The sequence below is a fragment of the Nocardia sp. NPDC003726 genome, from assembly GCF_053586955.1.
Map to the genome: position 1 here is coordinate 132,606 of NZ_JBSFNF010000015.1, position 15,143 is coordinate 147,748.

Consider the following 15,143-nt stretch of genomic DNA (forward strand, 5'->3'; position numbering starts at 1 on the left):
GGTTGCCCGGCGGGTGGCGGCGGCGCCATGTGCTGACCAGGACGCGGCTGCGGCGCGGCCGGAGGACGACTGATCTGCGGCACCCTCGGCGCCTGGCCGTCGTCGTACTGACCGCCGTTCACACCCTGGTGTTCGGCTTCGGCCGCAGCGGGGCCGCGTTCCCACGGCGCGGCCGGCGCCCGGCGAACCGGTGGCCCGTCGAGCCGGTCGCTTGGTCGAGGGCGATGAGCCGATATGTCATCGTCGCTCATCATGCCTCCTGTACCAGCCGGGATATCCGCACCCCCATCGGTGCGGTGAGCCGCGGCTCGCCGCAATGGTTCGCCGTGATCGGCGAACATTCTGTCAGTGGTCCCGGTCCGGATCGCACCGGCTCGGCAACACCGTGATTGTCCTCCACCGTGCCACACGACAACGCGGTACCCCGCATCGACGCAGGTCGCGGCGGTTTACCCGGTCCAGTCGAAGCGGGATCGGTCACCGCGTCTCCTGCAACTGCTCCTGCTCTTGTTCCTGCGCCCGCAGTACGCGCATGCGTGCACGCCGGTAGCGGTTGACCCGGCGCCTGGTGCTCGGATCGAAGCCCTCGTCGGCCGGATCGGGCTGCCCGCGGAACCGGCGCCACAAACGACGGCCGGCCAGCAGGAGCAGCAGGAGTGCGGCGCATCCCGTAATTATCGCCAAGGCCTTGCCGTAGGCATTCGAACGCACCGAGACCTGGGTGGGATTGCCGAGCGCGACGCCCTCCGGCGTGGTGAGCGAGATCGGGATGACGAGGTTCCTGCTGTCGCTGACCTCCGTGGGGATCTGGAAGGACCGCGACCCGTTGGCCGGGAGCTGTTGTTCGCCGGGATCGGTGATCTTCGTCTCGTTCGGCGCCTCGATCCGGAACTTGACCCGGATGGCCACCGGCAGATCGTTGCGCGCGACCAGCAGCAGGGGGCTCTGCTCGGACGCGAGCGTGTACACCCCGCCCGGCGGCAGCACGGTGACCGAGCGATAGAGCTTGTCCATCGTGCGGGTGTTCTGGTCCAGCCGACGCTGGGCGAACGTGTCCGGCGGGGCGGCATCGCCCGCCCGCCGATCCGAGAGGCTGAGCACCCGCAACAGGTCGTCACGCAGCGGCGTCAGGAAGTCGTGCGGCGTCGGTTCGGCCTCGGGCACGTCCACCAAGGCGCGCATCATCTCGGTGATCCGGCGGCTCTGCTCGCGCACCGGCGGCAGGAATCGGTCCGGCACCGCGTCCTGCGCGGCCTGCGTCAGGTAGTCCAGCTGATAGGGCTGCGGATCCGGCGGCAGCGCCACCAGATCGTGGAACGGACGCGCGGTGGCGAGGTTGCCGCGCAGCATCTGGTCGACTTGCCGCAGCAGTGCGGTCGCCTCGTCCCGGTTCGCGCCCCACTGCTGTGGCGGGACGAGCAGCAGCGACCGGGACCGGTTGGCCTCGGGATGCAGCGCGCTCCACGAAATCGCGCCGAGAGCGTCCTGCAAGCGCGCCGCGCGCGAATCGTTGGTCACGTCGTAGCGCACCCGGGACGGGGTGAACGGCGGGGTCGGCGGATTCGAGCCCACCGCCGCGAGCGCGGTCGCGGACCAGATGTCGAACGTCACCGCGTGCAGAGCGGGGTCGGCGGCGGGCGCGGGGGCACTCGCTGCGGGCGCCGGACTGCCCGTGACCTGCGGCGCCGGTCCGGCCGGTTGGCTGGCGGTGATGTCGGGCAGCCGGACCACTTCCGGGACCGCCGCGTCCGCGCTGGACAGCGCCTCGTTCGCACCGGCGGTGGACCGGCCGCTCTCACTGCTCGACTGTGCCCAGTCCACGCTGCCCTGCGGAACGGCCGCCGTCGAGGCGAGCACGGCGGTGCCGAAACCGTGACTGCGCAACAGGGCTCCCGCCCCCTCATCGATGCTGCCGGAATCCGGCAGGCTCACCCCGCGCACCGATCGGGTGGACAGGATCGAATCGATGATCTCGGCGGGTTCGTTGAGCGCGCGCGCGGACAGCGCCGGATCGTTGACCGCGGCCAACGCGGTGAGATCGACCTGCGCGAACGGCAGCGCCACGGTGCACATCGACCCGGCCAGCGCGCGCAACCGGTCCAGCCAGGTCTGGGCCTGCTCGGCGCCTGCGCCCGCCCTGGTCGCGCCATCGGGATCGGACGGGCTGGCCAGCACGCGATAACCCCTGGTCATCGCGCGCACCGTGAGCAGCAGGTCGGGGTCGACGGCCAGGCACACCGCCGAGGCCAGCTCGGCGTTGCGGCCCCCGCTCATGGTCAACGTCCCTTCCAGCGCGGCCAGCAACTGATCCAGTCGCCCGCCCTTGCCGAGCGAGGCGGCCAGTTCGTCGTCGGTGAGCTCCACCTTGCCGTCCACGCTGCCGGGATGACCCCCGACCTGCCGCGGCCGGTCGGCCAGCGGCCACAGCAGCGTGGTCGCCACCGGAGCGTCGGTGGGCGCGGGCACCGGAGCCTCGTCGCCGGGAGCGGGCGGCACGCCGAGCACCGGGAGCAGGAATCTGGCGTCGTCGAGCCTGGCCTGCGTGCCGTAAGCCGGTTCCCCGTTGACGTTCAGCAGCAGTGGGTAGATGCCAGGCTCCGTGATCCGCAACGAGGTGGCGCCGGTCTCCGAACGCAGCGGGATGCTCAACGTGAACTGTTTGCGCTGCCCCGGGTTCAGCCGCTCCGCCACGTCCTCGAAGTCGCCGTTCACGTCGTAGTTGACCTCGTCGAGGCGCAAAGTGGCGCGCAAGCCGACCGGCGTGGTGATCGCCGCCGCCCGCTGCACCCGGATGCTCACGTCGTCCACCACACGGTCGCCGATGTTGGTGACCGTGCCCGCGACCGTGAGCACCGGATCGCTGCCCGCGGTGACTGTGGTCGGCGTCACCGAATCGAGGGACAGCTTCAAGAATTTGGGATTCGTCGAGGTGCCGGACCCGGTCGGCTGCGCTCCGGCCGCCGCGGAATCGAGCAGTGGCAGCGTCGTCACCGGGCCGAGGATGGTCAGGACCGCCACGAAGATCCGGAACAGTCCACGCGTCATCGCTTGCCGGTCTCCATCCGGTCGATCAGCTTGTTCGCCATCTCCGCCAGCCGCCGCTCGTCGGCGTAGGCCAGCCGAGAATCCAGTTCACTCAACGGAACCCAGGCAACCTGGGTCACTTCCACGTCGGCGTCGGACAGTTCGCCACCGACCGAACGCAGCAGATAATGATGCACCGTTTTGTGTACCCGCCGACCATCGGTCACGAACCAGTAATCGATGCTGCCGAGTTCGGCGACCACGACACCGTTGATGCCGGTCTCCTCGGCGACCTCGCGGATCGCGGTCTGCTCGGCGGTCTCACCTTCTTCGATATGTCCCTTCGGCAGCGACCACAGTAACCGCCCGCGACGATCGGTGCGTCCGATGAGGGCCGCGCTGCGCGCTTCGCGAGGACCGTCGAGGCCGTCTACGACCAGTCCACCCGCCGAAGTCTCCCGCACCGTGCGCATCCGTGGCTTCGCGGCATTGGCGGCATTGGCGGCCGAACCGCGGCGCCGAGGCTGGCGGCGTCGACTGTTCGCACGATCGGCCGGAGACACCTGGCAATCCTACTGTGTTGTTTTGGCCACGCCTTCGGCGCGGCGGATGCTCGGTCTCGCTTCGCTCGAAAGTCGTGGTGGAGGTGAGCTGAGCGCGTTCGATTGTCGGGCCTGGGTGTGCGGGGTGCGCGGTTGGGAGAGGGTGCTCGTTCGGTCGGGGCAACGATGCCCGCGTGACAGGTGCTCGGTCTCGCTTCGCCCCACGATCGTGGGGTGAGCTGGGCTGAGTAGCCGGTGGACGGATTCGACGGGAGGCTGCGGGGTGCGCGTACGCCGCTGGCTGGGCTCATGTCGGTGTCCTTATATATCTGGGCTGCTGCGTGGGGCTTGGCTGCCATCGCTGTTGGCGTGGCTCGGTAAGCTGCTCATTCGTGGTTGCGCCGAGGTCCCAGGACGCTGTGCTGGATAGACGTACCCGATTGCTGGCCGCCGCGGCGGTGACGCTCGGGGGGCTGTCGGATGTGCTGACGCCGCTGGGTGAGATGTTCGCGGCGCGGGGGCACGAGTTGTACCTGGTGGGCGGGAGCGTGCGGGACGCGGTGCTCGGCAGGCTGGGGACCGACCTGGATTTCACCACCGACGCGCGGCCGGACGCGGTGCAGGGCATCCTGCGCGGGTGGGCGGACCATCTGTGGGACACAGGAGGTCTGGCGTTCGGCACGGTCAGCGCGGCCAAGGACGGTCAGCAACTGGAGATCACCACCTTCCGCGCCGACAGCTACGACCGGGTGTCGCGCAACCCGCAGGTGACCTTCGGTGACTCCCTCCAGGAAGACCTGGTGCGCCGCGACTTCACGGTGAACGCGATGGCCGTGAAGATCGGCGCGGACGGCGCGCTGGAGTTCGTCGACCCGCTCGACGGCATGACCGCCCTGCTCGACGGGGTGCTGGACACGCCTGCCGCGCCGGAGGATTCGTTCAACGACGATCCGTTGCGCATGCTGCGGGCGGCGCGGTTCGTCTCCCAGCTGGGGTTCGAGCCGCATCCCCGCGTGCGCGCCGCGATCACGGCGATGGCCGATCAGATCGACCGCATCACCGCCGAGCGGGTGCGGGTCGAGCTGGACAAGCTGATCGCCGGCGCGCATCCGATCGACGGCATCAACGTCATGTGCGAGACGGGACTGGCGCAACGGGTGCTTCCCGAGGTGCCCGCGATGAAGCTCGAGATCGATGAGCACCACCAGCACAAGGACGTCTACTGGCATTCGCTCACCGTGCTCGAACAGGCCATCGACCAGGAGGAGGGCGACCCGGACCTGGTGCTGCGCTGGGCCGCGCTGCTGCACGACATCGGCAAGCCGGACACCAAGCGCAACGAGCCGGGCGGCGGCGTCAGCTTCCACCATCACGAGGTGGTCGGCGCCAAGATGGTACGCAAACGGATGCGCGCGCTGAAGTACCCGAAGCAATTCACCGAGGACGTCGCCCGGCTGGTGTTCCTGCACCTGCGCTTCCACGGTTACGGCAAGGGCCAGTGGACCGACTCCGCGGTGCGCCGCTACGTCACCGACGCCGGCGAGCTGCTCCCCCGCCTGCACAAACTGGTCCGGGCCGACTGCACCACCCGCAACAAACGCAGGGCCGCCGCGCTACGCGCCACCTACGACGAGCTGGAAGCGCGGATCGAGCGGTTGCGCGAGCAGGAGGATCTGGCCAAGGTCCGCCCGGACCTGGACGGCAACGCGATCATGGAGCTGCTCGGCCTGCCCCCGGGCCCTGAGGTCGGCCGGGCCTGGCGGCACTTGAAAGAACTGCGCTTGGACCACGGCCCGCTCAGCCGGGACGAAGCCGAGGCCGCGCTGCTCGAGTGGTGGAAGACGCAGGGCTGAGCAGGTCAGAAGACGATCAGGGTGGTGCCGGCCAGGATCGCCGAGCGCATCTGGGCCAGGTCGAAGGACCCGGAGATCTCCGGCAGCTCGACCCGGAAGCGGATCAGGTCGCCCTCCCGTGCGGCGCGTACGATCCGCGCGTTCTTCGGCAGCTGCTCGAGCGGTAGGGCGGGCACGTCGATCATGCGCCGCGGAACACGGAAGCCGAGCCAGGTCACCCGGCGCACCGCGATATCCAGGCGGTTGTCCGTGACCGTCGCGTCCACCAGGGCGGTGACCAGCCGACGGCGGTGCCTGGCCCGGATCAGCCCGCTCGGGTGCACGTCCAGCTCCCAGTCCAACGGCTGGGTGTTGAGCCATCCGACCAGCGCCGCCGTGGTGACGGTGCCGATCAGATCGAGCCGGGCGGTACGCACTTTGGTCGGCACGCCCGGGATCAGGCGTACGCCGTGGGCGATCACCGTCACGGACTCGATCGGGTGATCGTCCCAGCGCAGCCGCGACAGCACGGTCTTGGTCTGGAAGTGCGCGCCGCGCCTGCGCACCTTCAACACCTGCAGGGTGGCGTGCAGATCGTGACCGAGCAGGGTGGCGCTGACTTCCTGTCCGCCGAACCGGCTCAGGATGCCCTCGCTGAGCATGGTCATCAGCACGTCCGGCAGCAGCGCCGTGACGGTGCCGGCACCGAGGTCGGCGACCGGATCCATCCAGGCCGTGCTGAGCGTGACCCACTGCTCCAGCCAGGACTGATCGAACAGGCGCTTTCCGAGATCGACGGCCCGCAGCGGCGACCAGGACTTCGGATCGAAATACGTGGCCATGATTGGATCGAGCGTACTTGGCGCGCGGCCCGAGACCGGTGGGTTGTGACCCAGGTCGCGTGGACCCGCGGTCCTTGCCCGCGGCAACGCTGGAGCACGAGAATCGAAAATGGTCACACACCGCTGGGAGGACGCAGATGGCGCTGGATCTGAACAGTGATCTCGGCGAGGGCTTCGGCCCGTGGACGATGGGCGACGACGCCGCCATGCTCGACATCGTGACCAGCGCGAACATCGCCTGCGGATTCCACGCGGGCGACCCCGCGATCATGCGTAAGACGTGCGCGCTCGCGGTGGCGAAGGGAGTGCGGATCGGCGCCCACGTCGGTTACCGCGATCTGGCCGGCTTCGGTCGGCGTGCGATCGCCGTAGCACCCGGGGAACTGCGCGACGAGGTGCTGTATCAGATCGGCGGCCTCGACGCTTTCGCGAAGGCGGCCGGTGACCGGGTGCGCTATGTGAAACCGCATGGGGCTCTTTATCACTCGGCTGCGCGCGATCGAGAATTGGCCGACGCGGTACTGGCCGCGATGACGGAGTACGACCCGCGGCTGGCCCTGCTCGGCCCGGCCGGCACCCAGCTGGAGTCGGCCGCGGAAGCCGCCGGGGTGCGCTTCGTCGGAGAAGGGTTCGCCGACCGCGCGTACACCCCCGACGGCTCGCTCGCGCCGCGCGGCACGCCGGGGGCGGTGTTGGGTCCGCAAGAGGCGGTGGCTCAGGCGATCTCGATCGCGAAGTCCGCAGCCGCGCGCACCGCGGACGGTTCCGGCGAGGTCGCGGTGCGCGCCGCCAGTATCTGCGTGCACGGCGATTCGCCCGCGGCGGTGGAGATGGCTCGCCACATCCGCACCGCGCTGGACGAAGTCGGGGTGCCGGTGGAGCCCTTCGGCTAGAGGTGAGGAGATGAAGACCACGGGCGCGGTGACCCACGCGCAGCGGCGGGCGGCCGAGGAGGCGATCCGGTCGGCGGGTGACCGGGCGCTGCTGGTCACTCCGCATCGCCGCGACATGGTGGCGGCGCTGGTCATCGCCCTGCGCGAGCGCCAGGTACCCGGCGTGCAGGATCTGCTTCCGGCCGCGGAAACGGTACTCCTGACGCTCGATTCGCCGCGCGCTGCCGAAGCGGTCCGCCGATCGCTGACCACGCTGCTGGTCACCCTGGACGCCGAGCGATCGGACGCTGTTTCCCGTGGAACATCCTCCGGCCACCGCACCGAACCGGTGTCGATTCCGGTGCGCTACGACGGCGCCGACCTCGACGATGTGGCCCGGATGCTGGAGGTGACGACCGCGGAAGTGATCGCGGCGCACACCGGAACGCTGTGGCGGTGCGCTTTCGTCGGTTTCGCGCCGGGCTTCGGCTATCTGGAAGCGCCGGACGGAAGGTTGTCCGTGCCGCGCAGAGCGCAGGCGCGCACATCGATTCCGGCGGGCGCGGTCGCCCTCGCGGGTGGATACAGCGCGGTGTACCCCAGGAGCACCCCCGGGGGATGGCAGCTGATCGGCACCACCGACCTCAGGATGTGGGATGCCGAGCGCGACCCGCCCGCGCTGATCCGCGCGGGCGCCACGGTTCGATTCCTCGACGCGAGGGACGGCTGATGATCGTCGTCGAAGCGGTCGGCCCGCTGGCGACCATCCAGGATCTCGGGCGGCCGGGCTGGTTCGATTTCGGCGTCGGTCCAGCGGGAGCGGCGGACCGCGGGTCGCTGCGGCTGGCCAATCGGCTGGTCGGCAACCCGGAGGGGCACGCGGCCGTCGAAGTGCTGCTCGGCGGTCTAGCGCTGCACGCGGAAGAGCACGTCATGCTGGCGGTCACCGGCGCCCCTGCCCCCGCCACCGTCGACGGCAGGCCCGTGGGTCACGCGAGTGTGCTGGAACTGGAACCGGGACAGGAGCTGCGGCTCGGCTACGCGTCCGTCGGACTGCGCAGTTATATCGCGGTGCGCGGCGGCATCGCCGTGCCGGAGACGCTCGGTTCCCGCAGTCGCGACACGATGTCCGGCTTGGGGCCGGAACCTTTGCGGAAGGGTGATCGTCTCCCGGTCGGGTCTTCTCCGCACACGATCCCGGTTGTGGACTTCGCCCCGGTCGCCGGATTACCCGCGGGCGTGGTCACTGTGCGCGCCGTGCTCGGTCCGCGCGACGATTGGTTCGCCGACGCCGCGTCCTTGTTCGCGGGCGAATGGGCGATCTCCACCGACACCGACCGGATCGGCGCCCGATTGGAACGCCGCGTCGGGCCACCGCTGACCAGGAAGGTCACCCGCGAACTGCCGACCGAAGGCATGGCGCTCGGCTCGATCCAGGTGCCGCCGAGCGGACAACCGGTGGTCTTCCTGGCCGATCACCCGATCACCGGCGGCTATCCGGTGATCGCGGTGGTCGTCGATGCCGACGTCGACGCCATCGCGCAGACGCGGCCAGGTCAGCCGGTGCGATTCGTGCGCGCGGGCTGACCCGGGTTCGGCCGCAGCCGGGCGTGCATGAGATACACGTTGTAGCTGTCCCAGGCCGAGAGCATGAAGTACAGGTCCTCGCCGGTCGACCACGGATGGATGAAGCCACCGTAGGACTTCGGGTAGTCGGCGGTGGACACCAGCGGTATCGCGTCCGTCCACGCGCCCTGCGGGCTCGCCGCGGTACGCAGCACGATCGCGCCCCGCGCCGAATCCAGGTAGACCATCTGCCACTGTTCGGTCTCCCGGTCGTAGCGCACCGACAGTTCACTGGCGATGCCGAGCACCAGCGGGGTGGCCTGATTCTCGGCGGCGGGCGCCCAGGTGCCGCCGACCCAGTACTGATAGGCGGACTTGTTCAGCACCTGGTGCTTCGGCACGCGCGCCAGCGCGATCGTGCCGATGCGTCCGTTGGGCGTGCCGAACATGTAGACGTAGTCGCCCTGCGGCACCATCGCCGCGACCTGGAACTTGCCGAGCCCGAACAGGTTCTCCCACTTGGCGTGCTGGTCTTTGCGCCAGGTGCGCCCGCGGTCGTCGGAATAGGCGAGGCCGCCGTAATTGGTCCACCACAGACCCGGGATGCGGCTCCATCGGTTCACCGACATGTAGCTGAGGTACTGCCGGTCACCGACGGCGAACCCGGAGGTCGGGATGGTGGTCGTCTCCCAGTTCTTGACCTTGCGACTGCCCAGGATCTCCGCCGCGTGGCAGCGGCTGTCCTGCGCGAAGGTGTCCAGCGTCAGGCCGTCGTCCAGATCGCGGTCGGTGCTGAAACCGATGACGTTGCTGCGCCAGTCCTGGTCGTCGTTGCCCGCGCCACCGACACCCCAGCCCTTGCCGAAGGTGTCCCCGAACACCACGGCGACCTCACCGGGTCGGGTCTCCCACATCAGGCCGAGATCGGTGCCGTCGACCTGCCAGCGCATGTCGGTGCGGTTGTCCGAGCCGTGCCCGGTCACCTGCCCGACCAGCCGTACCGACTCGACCGCGGGCGCGGCCACCGCGGCCGCGAGCGGGCCTGGCTCGGCCGGATGCACCACCTGTGGCGGCGCGGGCTGCGGCTCCTCACCGGGACCGCCGGGCACAGGGACGGGAATCGGCTCGGTCTCCGGCTTGAACTCGATGCGCGGCAGCTTGACCGGAGAGCCGGACCCGGAGGAAGAGCCGGAGCCATCGCTCGAACCGGATCCCGATGCGGAGCCCGACCCACTGCCCGAATCGGGTCCGGCTGCCGAGCCGGAGGAACCGGTCTTCTCGTCGGCGCCGGTCTCGGGCGTGGGGCTGGGATCGGGATCGGGCTCGGGATGCTCGGGGTAGTCCCTGATGTCGGGGCACGGGTTGTCGCACGGATTCTCCGGCAGCGGTTCCGGGACGATCCGCGTGTTGTCCTGCGGTGGGTCGGGCACCGGGACCGGAGTGAGTTCCGGGATCGGCACAGGGATGTCGATCTGCGGCGGCAGCGGTGGTGGCGGCGGCTGCGCGGGATCGGGCTCGCGGTTGAGCGGATCGAAACCGACCTCACCGCAGCTGTTGACCGGCGGTGGCGCCCACGGAAAGGGTGCGGCTTGCGCGGTGGGCGCAGGCACGGCCAAGGCGCCTGCGAGCAGTGCGCCGAAGAAGGCGGGTGCACAAGGCGATTTGCTTCCGGATGCGCGCATCAGGCCGGCCCTGCCGCGCTCGTCAGGCGATCGGATGCCCGGCGGTGGACCGAGACTCGGCGGAGCTCAGCAGTTCTCGTACCGCGTCGAGGTGGTGCACCGGAGAACCCATGTCGTGTTGACTCCTGTCGGTCGGCTGCTGACGTGCCAACTTACCGGAACAACCACCGCGAACGGGGGACGGCGAAGGAAAGCTCCGCGCGATGGAACCGGCGCCGCGCCGCGTGCGTCCAAGGACGTATGAACGAGATCGAGTACGTGTTCGGTACCGGTGACGGACCCGTGCACGTCTGGACCAGCGAGGCCGACCTCACTCTCGGCGATGCGGGCACGGCCGACGCGGTGCGCCTGGATTTCGACGGCGACGGCATCGCCGACGACGCGCTGTGGGACGCGGCCGGTTGCGGCCGCGCCGGCATCGCCGCGCTGGATCTCGACGACGACGGCGTGCTCGACCATTTCTTCACCGATCCCACCGGCCTCGGCACTTGGAACCACCAGATCACCGGTCTGCCCGGTGATACGGCGGACGAGCCGCTGGACTGGATCGTGCGCACGGACACCGACGGGCCGGATCGTCTACTCGGCGAGGCACGATCATCGGGTTCGCCGCCGGAGCCCGATCTGCCGGAAGCGGGTGCGTTGCCCGAGCACCTCGCCCACTGGTCGAACCGCGACCGGCGCGACTGCGGCGACGACCCGTCGCTCAGCTGACCGCGCGGCGGCGCGTGTTCACCGCGATGGCCACGATTCCCGCGGCGTAGATCGCGGCTCCGGCCAGCACCACGATCGCCGATCGGCCGTCGTCCGGAACGATCAGGGCCGCCACCGCGATCGCCAGCACGAACGCGACGTTGAACACCGTGTCCTGCAACGCGAACACCTGGCCGCGGCGGGCGTCATCGATGTCGATCTGCATGGTCGCGTCACCGGTGAGCTTGATCGTCTGCCCGGCGAGACCCAGCAGGAACGCCCCGATCAGAAGAAGTTCGTGCGCACGCTGCGCCGCGGCGCCGGATTCGGCGAACGCGATCGGCGTGACCAGCGTCAATTGCACGAGCATCGCGGTGATCAGACCGGCGACCACGGTGCGCGCCCGTCCCAGCCGGGGAATGAGCAGCGGCGCGGCGACGGCGGCCACCAGCATGCCCGCGGCGGTGGCGGCGATCGTGACGCCGAATCCGACCAGGCCGCCGCTGAGTCCGGAGCCGTCCACCGGGGTCTGGCGCAGGACCAGCACCATGATCAGCGTATTCATGCCGAAGACGATCCGATGGGTGCCGATGCCCAGCATCGCCGTCGTGACCGCCCGCGATTCCCACACCGCCGTGGCCCCGGTACGTAGACCGGTGGCGATCGCGTGCACGGTGTTCTCGCCTGCCGCCGTGCCGGGGGCCGGGCCGAGCACGCGCGGCCGGAACCCCGCCGCCAGGGCGGCGCCGAGCAGTGACCCGATGCCGCTGATCGCCACCGCGACCGCCGAGGCGAAGTCTCCCGCCCCGATCAGTCCGATGACGCCCACCGCGACGGCCGCGCCTGCACCCGCGCACGCGGAGGCGACGGTGGCCAGCACCGAGTTCATCGACACCAGCCATGCCTGGGCCAGCACTCGTGGCAGCGCGGCCGAGACGCCCGCAAGGACGAATCTGCTGACGCCGACCACCGCCAGCGCCAGCAACAGCAGCGGCGTCTCGCCGACTCCGGCCAGCAGTCCTCCGCTGACCAGCGCGATCAGCACCGCGCGCAGCACGTTGGCGACCAACAGCACGGTGCGCCGGTCCCAGCGATCCAGCAGCGCGCCCGCGTACGGCCCGATCAGCGAATACGGCAGCAGCAGCACCGCGAAGCCCGCCGCGATGGCCAGCGGATCGGTCTCCCGCTCGGGGTTGAACAGAATCGCCCCCGACAGCGCCGCCTGGAACATCCCGTCGCCGAATTGCCCGGCGAAGCGCACCACGGCCAGCCGCGACACGCCCGAACTCTGCCGAAGTGTTGCGCGCAGCCCACCCGGCCGTTGCTCCGCGGGAGTGCGGCCATCGGCGTGACCAGTCGACACGTTGGCGAGCGTACTGTGTTCGCCGACTGGGCCGCACACGCGCGCGTCGGCGCCGATGGCGGGTCAGACGCGGTCGAACAGCGTGCTGACCGTCGCGCGCATGTCCGGCGCCATCGGCAGCTCGTCCAGCGAGTCCGCGTCGATCCAGGCGAACGCGTCGTGCTCGCCCGGCGCGAGGGCCACATCGCCCGGTTCGGCCGCCACCACGAAGCTGAATTTCCGCACTTTCGACTTGGTCCTGGTGGCGTAATCGAATCCGCCGAGGAAGTCGACGACCGCGCGCAGCCGCAGCCCCGTTTCCTCGAGCAATTCCCGTGCGAGGCACTCGGCGAATGTCTCCCCCGATTCGACGCCACCGCCGGGCAGTTCGTACATACCGCCGTGATAGTCGTCGGCCACGCGGCGCACCACCAGAAGCCTGCCCGCGCGGAACACGGCGACGCCGACCACGAAATGCGCGATGCCATCGCGGTGCGCTTCGCTGCGGAGTTGCTGTTCGATCAGGGCGAGGTCATCGGGGTCGAGCACGTCGCTACCTCCGGTTGTCGTTGTGGCGCTTGGCAATCGGGGACGGGCCGCGATATCCGACGAGGTGGCCCGACGTTTCGACGTACCGGTTGGTTCTGCTCGCCTCCCGTTCACCTTCCGGTCGCTCGCGTAAAATGCCGAGTGCGGCACAATTTACTAGGAATGTGGAGTACCGCGGTGGAAGTGCTCCTACCCTGAATGGCGATCGGTGCACGGTCCCGAGAGGAGGACCATGATGTCCACACTCACGACACCACACATCGATGTCCACCGTGGCGGCGACCGCATGAAGACGCGGGTCTCCTGGCTGGATTCGAAGCATTCGTTCTCCTTCGGGGAACATTACGATCCCGACAACACCCACCACGGCTTGCTGCTGGTCAACAACGAGGACATCGTCTCCCCCGGCCAAGGCTTCGACACCCACCCGCATCGGGATATGGAGATCGTCACCTGGGTGCTCGGCGGCAGCCTGGTGCATCAGGATTCGCTCGGGCACAGCGGCGTCATCTATCCCGGCCTGGCCCAGCGTATGAGCGCAGGCACCGGCATCCTGCATTCGGAGAAGAACGACTCGTGGCGTCTGGACGGCCGCGTCGCCGAACACGAGCAGCCGGTGCATTTCGTGCAGATGTGGGTCGTGCCGGACGAGCCGGGCCTGACCCCCGGCTACCAGCAGCTCGAAATCGACGACGAGCTGGCGAAAGGTGGTCTGGTCACGGTCGCATCGGGTCTGCCCCGCTACCGGGATCGCACCGCGATCGCCATCAACAGCAGCCATTCGGCGCTGCACGTGGCGCGCATGGCGAGCGCGGAGCCGGGCGCCGAGCAGGTGATCGACCTACCCGATGCGCCGTATCTGCATTTGTTCGTGGCGCGCGGGGAGGTGGACATGGAGGGCGTCGGCCCGCTGTACGAGGGGGACGCGGTGCGTTTGACCAGGTCGGGCGGACAACGGGTGGTCGCGCGGCAGCCTTCGGAAGTGTTGGTTTGGGAGATGCACGCACGGCTCGGCGCCCAGTAGCCGGTCGGCATTAACATCCGTCCGCGGGAAGTGCGATCAGTAGGCGACCGCCGCGCACCCCCGGGCCAACCTCCCGGACCGAGCATCGCGAGCACCGACGGAGAGGAAGTCCATGTCGCAATATCCGCCCCCGCCGCCCGGCCAGTACCCGCCGCCGGGGCAATATCCACAGCCCCCGGGCGGTCAGTACCCTGGCCAGCCCGCTTACTGGCAGGAATCGCCGAAGGGCCGTGGCCTGGCGATCACCGCGCTGGTGCTCGGCATCCTGGCGTTGCTGTTCTTCTGGACGGTGATCGGCGGCTACGCCTGCGGCATCTTCGCGGTCATCCTCGGCATCGTCGCCGTGTTCAAAGCGCGTGCGGGCACCGCGGGCGGCATGGGCATGGCGATCACCGGCATCGTCCTCGGCGCGCTCGGCATCATCGGCGCCGTGCTGCTCACCGTCGTGGGTTACAGCTTCTTCGTCAACTCGGGTGGCAAAGACTTCATCGACTGCGTGAACAAGGCGAACAACGATCAGTCCAAGATCGAGCAGTGCGAGCGCGAGTGGAATCAGAAGCTACAGGACAAGTACAGCGTCACCCTCACTCCGGCGCCCGCGCCGACGCCCCGGTAGCCGCGGCGCACGCCAGGGTCGTGGCGATCACCTCGGCGAAGGCACGGCGAAAGTCGCCGTCGGGCGCCACGACCCAGGTTCGGTAGCCGCCGTGCTCGTCGGCGGGTGACGGCAGCACGATGTGGCTGCCAGGCAGCGCGATCGACGCGCAGATCCGGAACAGGTCCGCGAACAGGGCGGTGTCCAGGTAGGAGTTGTCGGTGGGGCCGGTGAGGAAGGTCCAGCGGTGGGCGCGCGGATGCGCGATGATCGGGCCCGGCCGCGGTTCGGGTCCGGCGGCCAACCGCTCGAGCACCCGGCGGCCGAACGCGGCGGGCATCACGACCGCTCCCACCGAGCCGACCTCCAGCATGATGCGACCCAGGATCGGGTCCACGAGTGCGTACAGCCCGTGCTCGTCGCGATAGCGACGGCAGCGAGCGAACGCGTCCTCGATCGAAGGAAGATCAGTGGACGCGAGATGCCTGCCCGATTCGATGCGCGATGTACCCATGACGAACAACCTCGCCTCGCAGTGGTGGGGACGCGTGCTCGGAAGAATCGATCGCTGTCTCGACCC

The 15,143-nt window shown here is 69.5% G+C and carries 14 protein-coding genes; 7 read left to right on the forward strand and 7 right to left on the reverse strand.

Annotation, left to right across the window (positions count from 1 at the left end; translation table 11 throughout):
* Positions 1-477: 477 nt before the first annotated feature.
* Positions 478-3,045 carry a DUF6049 family protein gene (locus ACWDMM_RS20625; protein ID WP_449938903.1) on the reverse strand — a complete coding sequence of 856 codons (2,568 nt, stop codon included), beginning with the start codon at positions 3,043-3,045 and terminating at the stop codon, positions 478-480.
* Positions 3,042-3,587, reverse strand: a complete 546-nt coding sequence (locus ACWDMM_RS20630; protein WP_195079567.1) for an NUDIX hydrolase — start codon at positions 3,585-3,587, stop codon at positions 3,042-3,044. The genes ACWDMM_RS20625 and ACWDMM_RS20630 overlap by 4 nt, the downstream gene beginning before the upstream one ends.
* Before the next feature lie 398 nt (positions 3,588-3,985).
* On the opposite strand from ACWDMM_RS20630, the gene ACWDMM_RS20635 reads away from it, so the two are divergent.
* Positions 3,986-5,419, forward strand: coding sequence for a CCA tRNA nucleotidyltransferase (locus ACWDMM_RS20635; RefSeq protein ID WP_195079566.1), 1,434 nt, complete (start codon positions 3,986-3,988; stop codon positions 5,417-5,419).
* Positions 5,420-5,424: 5 nt separating this feature from the next.
* Here the strand turns inward: ACWDMM_RS20635 and ACWDMM_RS20640 are convergent, their stop codons facing one another.
* The gene (locus tag ACWDMM_RS20640) at positions 5,425-6,240 is read right to left on the reverse strand and encodes a hypothetical protein (RefSeq protein WP_195079565.1); all 816 of its coding nucleotides are present in this window, start codon (positions 6,238-6,240) and stop codon (positions 5,425-5,427) included.
* Between the two features lie 137 nt (positions 6,241-6,377).
* On the opposite strand from ACWDMM_RS20640, the gene ACWDMM_RS20645 reads away from it, so the two are divergent.
* The 3 genes from ACWDMM_RS20645 to ACWDMM_RS20655 are packed head-to-tail and all read left to right on the forward strand — an operon-like array spanning position 6,378 to position 8,699.
* Positions 6,378-7,133 carry a LamB/YcsF family protein gene (locus ACWDMM_RS20645; RefSeq protein WP_195079564.1) on the forward strand — a complete coding sequence of 252 codons (756 nt, stop codon included), beginning with the start codon at positions 6,378-6,380 and terminating at the stop codon, positions 7,131-7,133.
* 10 nt (positions 7,134-7,143) lie between these two features.
* Positions 7,144-7,842, forward strand: coding sequence for a 5-oxoprolinase subunit B family protein (locus ACWDMM_RS20650; RefSeq protein WP_195079563.1), 699 nt, complete (start codon positions 7,144-7,146; stop codon positions 7,840-7,842).
* On the forward strand, positions 7,842-8,699 hold the full coding sequence (locus ACWDMM_RS20655; protein ID WP_449938909.1) for a 5-oxoprolinase subunit C family protein: 858 nt from the start codon (positions 7,842-7,844) through the stop codon (positions 8,697-8,699). The genes ACWDMM_RS20650 and ACWDMM_RS20655 overlap by 1 nt, the downstream gene beginning before the upstream one ends.
* Here the strand turns inward: ACWDMM_RS20655 and ACWDMM_RS20660 are convergent.
* Complete coding sequence (locus tag ACWDMM_RS20660; protein WP_357106844.1) at positions 8,669-10,360, reverse strand: DUF4185 domain-containing protein; 1,692 nt, start codon at positions 10,358-10,360, stop codon at positions 8,669-8,671. The genes ACWDMM_RS20655 and ACWDMM_RS20660 overlap by 31 nt on opposite strands.
* A gap of 240 nt (positions 10,361-10,600) precedes the next feature.
* Here ACWDMM_RS20660 and ACWDMM_RS20665 point away from each other — a divergent pair, with 240 nt between their 5' ends.
* Positions 10,601-11,074: a hypothetical protein gene (locus ACWDMM_RS20665; protein WP_357106841.1), complete on the forward strand. Its 474-nt coding sequence runs from the start codon at positions 10,601-10,603 to the stop codon at positions 11,072-11,074.
* On the opposite strand, the gene ACWDMM_RS20670 is transcribed toward ACWDMM_RS20665, so the two are convergent.
* Complete coding sequence (locus ACWDMM_RS20670; RefSeq protein WP_195079867.1) at positions 11,067-12,362, reverse strand: MFS transporter; 1,296 nt, start codon at positions 12,360-12,362, stop codon at positions 11,067-11,069. The genes ACWDMM_RS20665 and ACWDMM_RS20670 overlap by 8 nt on opposite strands.
* Before the next feature lie 117 nt (positions 12,363-12,479).
* Entirely contained in the window at positions 12,480-12,944 is a 465-nt protein-coding gene (locus ACWDMM_RS20675) for an NUDIX hydrolase (protein ID WP_357106838.1), read from the reverse strand.
* Between the two features lie 235 nt (positions 12,945-13,179).
* On the opposite strand from ACWDMM_RS20675, the gene ACWDMM_RS20680 reads away from it, so the two are divergent.
* Positions 13,180-13,968: a pirin family protein gene (locus tag ACWDMM_RS20680; protein ID WP_195079558.1), complete on the forward strand. Its 789-nt coding sequence runs from the start codon at positions 13,180-13,182 to the stop codon at positions 13,966-13,968.
* Between the two features lie 112 nt (positions 13,969-14,080).
* Positions 14,081-14,584, forward strand: a complete 504-nt coding sequence (locus ACWDMM_RS20685; RefSeq protein ID WP_195079557.1) for a DUF4190 domain-containing protein — start codon at positions 14,081-14,083, stop codon at positions 14,582-14,584.
* Here ACWDMM_RS20685 and ACWDMM_RS20690 read toward each other — a convergent pair.
* On the reverse strand, positions 14,553-15,077 hold the full coding sequence (locus ACWDMM_RS20690) for a hypothetical protein (protein WP_357106834.1): 525 nt from the start codon (positions 15,075-15,077) through the stop codon (positions 14,553-14,555). The genes ACWDMM_RS20685 and ACWDMM_RS20690 overlap by 32 nt on opposite strands.
* Positions 15,078-15,143 lie beyond the last annotated feature (66 nt).

Bases quoted from the DNA above. Each gene is read 5' to 3' on its own strand.
- ACWDMM_RS20680 (WP_195079558.1), top strand. From the start codon at position 13,180: ATGTCCACACTCACGACACCACACATCGATGTCCACCGTGGCGGCGAC.
- ACWDMM_RS20655 (WP_449938909.1), top strand. From the start codon at position 7,842: ATGATCGTCGTCGAAGCGGTCGGCCCGCTGGCGACCATCCAGGATCTC.
- ACWDMM_RS20665 (WP_357106841.1), top strand. From the start codon at position 10,601: ATGAACGAGATCGAGTACGTGTTCGGTACCGGTGACGGACCCGTGCAC.
- ACWDMM_RS20685 (WP_195079557.1), top strand. From the start codon at position 14,081: ATGTCGCAATATCCGCCCCCGCCGCCCGGCCAGTACCCGCCGCCGGGG.
- ACWDMM_RS20690 (WP_357106834.1), bottom strand. From the start codon at position 15,077: ATGGGTACATCGCGCATCGAATCGGGCAGGCATCTCGCGTCCACTGAT.
- ACWDMM_RS20640 (WP_195079565.1), bottom strand. From the start codon at position 6,240: ATGGCCACGTATTTCGATCCGAAGTCCTGGTCGCCGCTGCGGGCCGTC.
- ACWDMM_RS20625 (WP_449938903.1), bottom strand. From the start codon at position 3,045: ATGACGCGTGGACTGTTCCGGATCTTCGTGGCGGTCCTGACCATCCTC.
- ACWDMM_RS20645 (WP_195079564.1), top strand. From the start codon at position 6,378: ATGGCGCTGGATCTGAACAGTGATCTCGGCGAGGGCTTCGGCCCGTGG.
- ACWDMM_RS20650 (WP_195079563.1), top strand. From the start codon at position 7,144: ATGAAGACCACGGGCGCGGTGACCCACGCGCAGCGGCGGGCGGCCGAG.
- ACWDMM_RS20660 (WP_357106844.1), bottom strand. From the start codon at position 10,360: ATGCGCGCATCCGGAAGCAAATCGCCTTGTGCACCCGCCTTCTTCGGC.